The sequence below is a fragment of the Gordonia otitidis NBRC 100426 genome (genome assembly GCF_000248075.1).
Lineage (GTDB): Bacteria > Actinomycetota > Actinomycetes > Mycobacteriales > Mycobacteriaceae > Gordonia > Gordonia otitidis.
In genome coordinates this window covers 21,682-28,803 of the sequence record NZ_BAFB01000240.1, presented here as the reverse complement: position 1 = coordinate 28,803, position 7,122 = coordinate 21,682, and the positions used below count along the sequence as shown (strand labels likewise).

Genomic DNA, 7,122 nt, shown 5'->3' with positions numbered 1-7,122 from the left:
ACGCCAGTCCGGGCTATACGACAGGCTCTACACCCCGACGATGGGCACACCGTGGCCGACGCTTCGCCAGATGATCGACTCGCGCCACACACTGGTGTGGTTGCACGAGAACGTCGGTGGCGGTGCCGAGCGGCCGTGGCTCCTCGACGGCAAGGAATGGACACAGGACACGCCATACGAGTTCCGCACCACGGGTGAATTCAGCTGCGACTTCTATCGCGGGTCGCCCACGGCACCGCTGTTCCTCGTCAATCACTGGATGAGCAATTTCACCAGCAGGATTCGCGACGCCGGTGTGGTCAACAGGGAGGAGTTCCTGTTCAACCGGCTCGAACAGTGTCGAGCGGAAAGACACATGATTCCCAACTACGTTGCCGTGGACAACTATCGGATCGGCGATCTGTTCGCCTCGGTCGATCGGCTCAACGGTGTGAGTTGAGGGGCGACCGACGTTCTGAAGCAGGCGCTGCCGATAACTCACACCGGCTCCACGGGGCGGGATCGAAAAGTTGAATGCCGCAACGACTTTCACCTCTTCGGTGAGTTGGGTCACAGTTGAATCGTCAAAATAGGGGTTTCACAGGGATTTTCCTCGGACGAGCAACTCGGACGTAACTCTTGATCTGTACGTTCGGGACATGGCAGCAACCCCGACGGATTCTCGACGGGCGGAAACAGCCCCGGAAACTCGTGATCGATGGCGAGGTGTTCTCAAGTACGACGTGCCGGCATCGCTGGTGGTCTTCCTTGTGGCACTACCCCTTTCACTCGGAATCGCGGTGGCGTCGGGCGCACCGGTGATGGCCGGACTGATCGCGGCGGTGGTCGGCGGTGTGGTCGCGGGAGCAGTCGGGGGCAGTCCGCTGCAGGTGTCCGGGCCTGCGGCGGGCCTCACCGTTGTGGTCGCCGAACTCGTCGCGAACTTCGGGTGGAAGGTGACGTGCGCGCTCACCGTCGGTGCGGGAATCCTGCAGGTCCTGTTCGGTGTCAGCCGGATCGCGACAGCGGCGCTGGGGATTGCGCCTGTCGTGGTGCATGCGATGCTCGCGGGTATCGGGATCACCATTGCGCTGCAGCAGATCCACGTTCTGCTCGGTGGGCGGTCGCAGAGTTCGGCACTGGCCAACATCACCGAGTTGCCTGCGCGCATCGGTGAAATCAGTTGGGTTGACGCCGCGATCGGGATCGTGGTGATCGTGGTGATGGCCGGGTGGAAGTACCTGCCCGCCGGCGTGCGGAAGATCCCGGGGCCACTCGCGGCGATCGCGCTCGCGACAGTCCTGGCCACGCTGCTCGATCTTCCCGTCGACCGAGTGAGTCTCGACGGCAACTTCTTCGACGCGATCTCGCTCCCGCAACTGCCCCAGGGGAATTGGAGTGCATTCGTTCTCGGTGTGCTCACGGTGGCGTTGATCGCCAGCGTCGAGTCGCTGTTGTCCGCGGTCGCCGTCGACAAGATGCACGACGGTCCGCGCAGTCGGTTCAACCGTGAACTCATCGGACAGGGGAGCGCCAACGTGTCCTCGGGGCTCCTCGGTGGCCTTCCGGTGACCGGGGTGATCGTTCGCAGCACCGCCAACGTCGCAGCCGGTGCACGCACCCGCTGGTCAGCGGTCCTGCACGGCGTCTGGGTTTTCGTCTTCGCCGTCTTCCTGACGGCGTTGGTCGAGCAGGTACCACTCGCTGCGCTCGCCGGTCTCCTGGTGGTCATCGGTATGCAGCTGGTGAAGCTGGCGCACATGAAGACCGCGCTGCGCACCGGCGACCTGTGGGTGTACGGCGTGACCGTGGTCGCCGTCGTCTTCCTCAATCTCCTCGAGGGTGTCGCGATCGGCCTCGCACTCGCGGTGGTGTTGGTCCTCTGGCGGGTGATCCGTGTCGAGATCAGTGCGGGACCGTCGGCGACCGGGGCGAGCGACAAATGGTTGGTGTCGGTTCGCGGATCGCTGAGCTTCCTGTCGATGCCGCGCCTCAACAGCGCGCTGGCAAAGGTTCCCGAGAGTGCGCCCGTCACACTCGAACTCGACGTCGACTTCCTCGACCACGCGGCGTCGGAGATGATCTCCGATTGGGTCCGTGCGCGCGAGGCCGCCGGCACACCGGTGACCGTGGTGGAGCGTGGTCGGGCCAGGATCGAGCACGCGCCCCTCGCACCGCCGCGCAGGCACACCGGGGGCATCGTCGGTCTGACGCCGTGGCGTAGTCAGCGCATCCCCGTGGGCGACGACGCCGTGGCCGACGTGCCCGCGCCCCTGCGGTCGATCATGGCGGGAGTCACCGACTATCACCGTGATCACGCCCACGTCTTGCGCGGTCATCTCGAGGACGTCGTCGACTATCAGCAACCGGACGCGTTCTTCCTCACCTGTGCCGATTCACGCATCATGCCCAACATCATCACGTCGAGCGGTCCGGGCGACCTGTTCACGGTGCGCAACGTCGGCAACCTCGTCGGAGGTTCGCACGGAGCCGCCGAATCCATCGAGGCTGCGCTGGATTTCGCGATCAACGAGGTCGGTGTCACCGCAGTCGTGGTCTGCGGTCACTCGTCGTGCGGTGCGATGCGCGCGCTGCTCGATCACGATGGCAGCCGCTCGCAGTCGACGTCCGGATCGCCGATTCGCTCCTGGCTGTCGCAGGCCGAACCGAGCCGAGCCGCTCTGGAACTCGGACATCCCGCCGGAAGGTCAGCTGCGCGTATGGGTTTCAACGACGTCGACCAGCTGGCGGTGGTCAATGTCGCCAAGCAGGTCGAGCTGCTGAGTCGTCATCCTCTCGTGGGTCGTGCCGCGGCTGAGGCGCGGCTGCGAATCATCGGGCTGTACTTCGACATTCGCTCCGCGCAGGTCTATGAGGTCACGTCGACGGGGATTCACCTGGCGGGGGTGGGACACCACGTGAGTAGCATGCTCGAACGCGAAGCCGGTGTCGCGCCGCGCTCGTAGGGTGCTAGCGGGTCCTCAGAACATCACCGAGCGGAAATGTGTGATCAGCCGGCCGGCGTCATCGAGGATGTGGAACGCGATGCCCGGCGGCTGACCGCGATTTACGATGTCCTTGCCCTCGAAGGGCAGATTGAGTGTCGACGAGACACCCGGGGCGACACACAGCGGACGGTTCGCGAAGCGGGTGACGGCGGGGGTGTGCGCGTGCCCGCACAGGAATGCAACGATATTCGGGTGCTCGACGACGAGCGCGGCAAGTCGCTGTTCGCCGGTTTGGCGGATGCTGTCCATGAAGGGCATCTCCAGGGTCACGGGCGGGTGGTGGAATGCGACGAACACCGGTGTCTCGGGTCCGTGCGCGGCGATCTCCGCCGACATCCACGCCAGCGTCTCGTCGTCGAGATACCCGTCGTTGCGATCGGGAATGGAGCTGTCGGCGACGACGAACAAGACGCCGTCGATCAGGCGCGACGAGTTGATCGGTGCCGACGACTCGACGCCGAGTATGCCCGCGTTGAACGCGGTGCGGTCGTCGTGGTTGCCCTCGGTGATGAGGATCGGCAGCGGACTGTCGATGACGAGCGAGGCCTCACGGTACTCGCTCGGGCTGCCCTCGTCGGCGACGTCGCCGGTGATCAGAAGCGCGTTGATGCCTGCTGCACGCGCGTTGATGTAGTTCAACGTCGATTCGATGCGGTTGCGGTTGCATCGGGTGCCGTTGAAATGCAGGTCGCTGATGTGCGCGACAACGAACACAGGCTCTCCCGGGGGTTGGACACCACTGAACATAGCCAACACCGTTCGCATTGGCGAAGCGAGGTCATCCGACGTGGCGCGAGACTCACCGGGCTACGACTATGACCGCATCGAACCGGTCAGTGCAGGGTGTGCGCGAACAACTTGCGGAGCTCGGAGAAGTGGTGCTCGGCGGCGTCGTGGTGGTACATGGCGGTGTCGGCCATGGTGTAGCCGTGCGCCGCACCCGGGTACACCGTGGCGGAGTGCGTGACACCCGCTGTGATGAGCGCGTGCTCGAACTGCGCCACGGCTTCGAGGGGCAGCGAGCGGTCGCGGTCGGCGTGGATGGCGAGCACCTGCGCGTCGACGCTGCCGAGACGCAGGTGCGGACTATCGGAGGATTGTGTGACTAGCCCGCCGGTGTGGAACATCCCGAGCGCCGCGACGTCGTCTGGTCTACTCGCCGCCGCCAGCAGTGCCAATCTCCCGCCCATGCAGTAACCGGTGACGCCGATGGGTCGCTTCGAGACGCCCGGCGTCGACCTCAATGCGTCGATGTACGCCGAAAGGTCGGGTTCGACCAGGTCATCTGTCAACGCGTGTACACGTGGCATCGCCTCGGCGAAGAACTCGGCACGCGCGTCGTCGTCGAGCAGTTCGTCCTCGGGCGAGGTCTCGGCTGCGGTGCCCCAGCGATAGAACACATTGGGCACCAGGACGACATAGCCCCACGAGGCGATGCGGTCTGCCATCCGACGTGTCTGTCGGCGCAGTCCGATCGCGTCGATGATGAACAGGACACCAGGATGGTCGGCGTCGTCGGGGCGTACGAGGTAGGCCTCCGCATCGCCGTCGGCGGCCGTGACGGTGATGTCGGCTCCGCGGGTGGTGAAGGGTGCGACGTCGGTGTCGGTCATGTTCGTTGTCCTCTCACAGGTTGTGGGCGCTCGTCACAGGTCGCCGGGCAGCTTGTCGCGGCGGATGCCGCGCCAACTCGGGTGTCGGAGGTGACCGGTCGTGGTCCAGTCCATGAATCTCACTTCGCCGACGATCTTCGGCAACACCCAGATCGCCGTCGATGCGACAGGGCGGTCGAGTTTCTCGAGAAAAGGGCTGCGTGAGATCTCGAGAGGCTTGAGCTCTTCGGCGAGATTCGCCAGCGATGCCTCGGTGAAACCGGTGCCGACTCGACCCACGTACCGCAGCCCCGTTTCCTCGGGCAACCCGACCAGCAACGATCCGATGGTTCCGGCGCGGTTTCCTCGGCCGAGGCGGTACCCGCCGACGACGACCTCGATGTCGCTCCAGTTCTTGTGCTTGCGCCACAGATGAGTTCGCCTGCCCTGCTGATACGTCGACGTCCTGCGCTTGGCGATCACACCCTCCATCCCGTGCTCACGGCTGTAGTCGACGGCGGTTGAGCCCGGGCCGGGCAGTAGTGGCGGAATCTCCACGTGGGCAGAGCCTTTGACTGCGGGGCCGAGCGCCTCGAGTAGCCGGCGACGTTCCGACCACGGTGTGCGCAGCAGGGAGGTGCCGTTGAGATAGAGGATGTCGAACAGGAACAGCTTGAGCGAGTAGTCCTCGGAGGTGGAGTTCCGTGACGTCAGCAGTGTGAAATTGGTGTGTCCTGCCGAGTCGATGGCAACGACCTCACCGTCGAGGACGACGTCGATCAGTCCCAACTGATCTGTGACAGAACGTAATTCTGGGAAGTCGTCGGTCATGTCGATGCCGGATCGGGACGTGAGTCGGAAGTCGCCATCGATGTAGCGCAACAGGATTCGGAATCCATCCCACTTTCCTTCGAATGCCCAGTCGCGCCCGTCGAGTCCGGTCACGGTCTCGTCGGTGGCCAACATGGGGCGAGGATGGGCGAGGCTGTCGGGCAGGATCGGTCGCGGCTCGTCACTCATCAGGTGCGCGAGCCAGTTCTTGTCGCCGGTCTTGATGAGGGCGTAGCGTCCCTGGATCCGTTCGCCGTGCAGGCGGACGATGATCTCCTTCTCGCGCCACTTCTCCGTCTCGTAGGTTCCGTGGTCCCAGATCTCCACATGTCCCGCACCGTATTCGCCGCCGGGTATGTCGCCGGAGAAGTCGGCGTAGTCGAGGGGGTGGTCCTCGGTGTGCACGGCCAACCGATTCTGATCGGGATCGGTCGGAAGATTCTTCGGCACGGCCCAGGAGACCAGTACGCCGTCACGTTCGAGGCGGAAGTCGTAGTGCAGCCGCCGCGCGTGATGCTCCTGGATCACGAAGATCGGATCGGTCGACGCCGCGCCGGCAGCGTCGTCGCTGGTGGCCGTGTCGTCGCTGGTGGCCGCGTCGTCGGTGGACCCCGCGCGACGTCGACGATGCTCGTCGTCGCCGAAGGGCTCGGGGGTTTTGGACGCGTCGCGCTTGGCGCGATAGGCGCTGAGGTCGATGACCGGGCGAGACCCGGTGCCCTCGCGCGGTTCTTCGGCGTCTTCTGACGGTGTCCCGGCTCCGCCGGTGGGCTCGTACGGATCGTCGAGGCCGTCGAGCAGATCCCCGTCGGTGGCGCGTTCGAGAACCTCGGTGAAGTGCAGTTGCGTCAACCCGGACTCGGCGAGCTCGTCCCATGTGCGTGGCGCTGCGACCCAGGGTTCCTCGCGCCCGCGCATCGAGTACGGCGCGAGAGTCGTCTTCGACGCGCTGTTCTGACTCCAGTCGACGAACACACGTCCGCCGCGCTGCGCCTTCGACATCGTGGCGGTGATCGTCGTCGGGTGCGCCGCGGCAAGTGTCGTGGCTATCTCGCGCGCGACGGTCCGCGCGGAATCGGGTGCGACGGGGCGATCGAAACGTGCATAGACGTGGATCCCCTTACCCCCGCTCGTGACCGGGTACGACCGAAGCCCGGCGGCGTCGAGCATCCCGTGCATCATCAGAGCCACCTCGGCGCACTGTTCCAACGACACGTCGGGGCCGGGATCGAGATCGAGGACAAGGCGGTTCGCGCGGATGTCGCCGAGACCCCTGGCGCCCGGCGTCGTCGGATCGGGCTGCGCACCCCCGGTGGGCACGACCCACTGCGGAGTGTGGAGTTCGAGCGCTGCCATCTGGGCAAGCCACACGAGAACCGCCGCGGAATCCGCCATCGCGTAGGTGATCGTGCGGCCGCTGTGGGCGACGGCGTACCGGGGAATCCATTCGGGAACCCCGCTGGGTAGGTCCTTTTCGAAGAACGGCGTCGACTCGACGCCGTTGGGCCATCGTTTGCGGGTGATCAATCTGCCACGCAGATGGGGGAGCATGACGTCGGCGATTCGTGTGTAGTAGTCGACGACCTCGACCTTGCGCGTGCCCGTTGCGGGATAGAGCACTTTGCCCAGATTGGTGAGAGCGATCGTGTGTCCGTCGATCTCCAGGCTCTGCGCTGGTCCCATGGGTCCATTGTGCCCACGTGAGCACCACC

5 protein-coding genes are annotated in these 7,122 nt (G+C 65.1%); 2 read left to right on the top strand and 3 right to left on the bottom strand.

What is annotated here, in order from left to right; translation table 11 throughout:
- A partial coding sequence (locus GOOTI_RS23005) for a phosphoinositide-specific phospholipase C-related protein (protein WP_007241004.1) occupies positions 1-439 on the top strand: 439 nt, incomplete at its 5' end.
- A gap of 199 nt (positions 440-638) precedes the next feature.
- Complete coding sequence (locus GOOTI_RS23000; RefSeq protein WP_007241003.1) at positions 639-2,945, top strand: SulP family inorganic anion transporter; 2,307 nt, start codon at positions 639-641, stop codon at positions 2,943-2,945.
- 15 nt (positions 2,946-2,960) lie between these two features.
- On the opposite strand, the gene GOOTI_RS22995 is transcribed toward GOOTI_RS23000, so the two are convergent.
- The 3 genes from GOOTI_RS22995 to GOOTI_RS22985 all read right to left on the bottom strand — a co-directional run bounded on the left by GOOTI_RS22995 (position 2,961) and on the right by GOOTI_RS22985 (position 7,093).
- Positions 2,961-3,701, bottom strand: coding sequence for a metallophosphoesterase (locus GOOTI_RS22995; protein ID WP_039994603.1), 741 nt, complete (start codon positions 3,699-3,701; stop codon positions 2,961-2,963).
- A gap of 119 nt (positions 3,702-3,820) precedes the next feature.
- Positions 3,821-4,600, bottom strand: coding sequence for a dienelactone hydrolase family protein (locus tag GOOTI_RS22990; protein WP_007241001.1), 780 nt, complete (start codon positions 4,598-4,600; stop codon positions 3,821-3,823).
- 33 nt (positions 4,601-4,633) lie between these two features.
- Positions 4,634-7,093, bottom strand: a complete 2,460-nt coding sequence (locus tag GOOTI_RS22985; protein ID WP_007241000.1) for an ATP-dependent DNA ligase — start codon at positions 7,091-7,093, stop codon at positions 4,634-4,636.
- Between the last annotated feature and the right edge of the window lie 29 nt (positions 7,094-7,122).

Coding starts and splice junctions, on each gene's coding strand:
- GOOTI_RS22990 (WP_007241001.1), bottom strand. CDS start 4,600: ATGACCGACACCGACGTCGCACCCTTCACCACCCGCGGAGCCGACATC.
- GOOTI_RS23000 (WP_007241003.1), top strand. CDS start 639: ATGGCAGCAACCCCGACGGATTCTCGACGGGCGGAAACAGCCCCGGAA.
- GOOTI_RS22985 (WP_007241000.1), bottom strand. CDS start 7,093: ATGGGACCAGCGCAGAGCCTGGAGATCGACGGACACACGATCGCTCTC.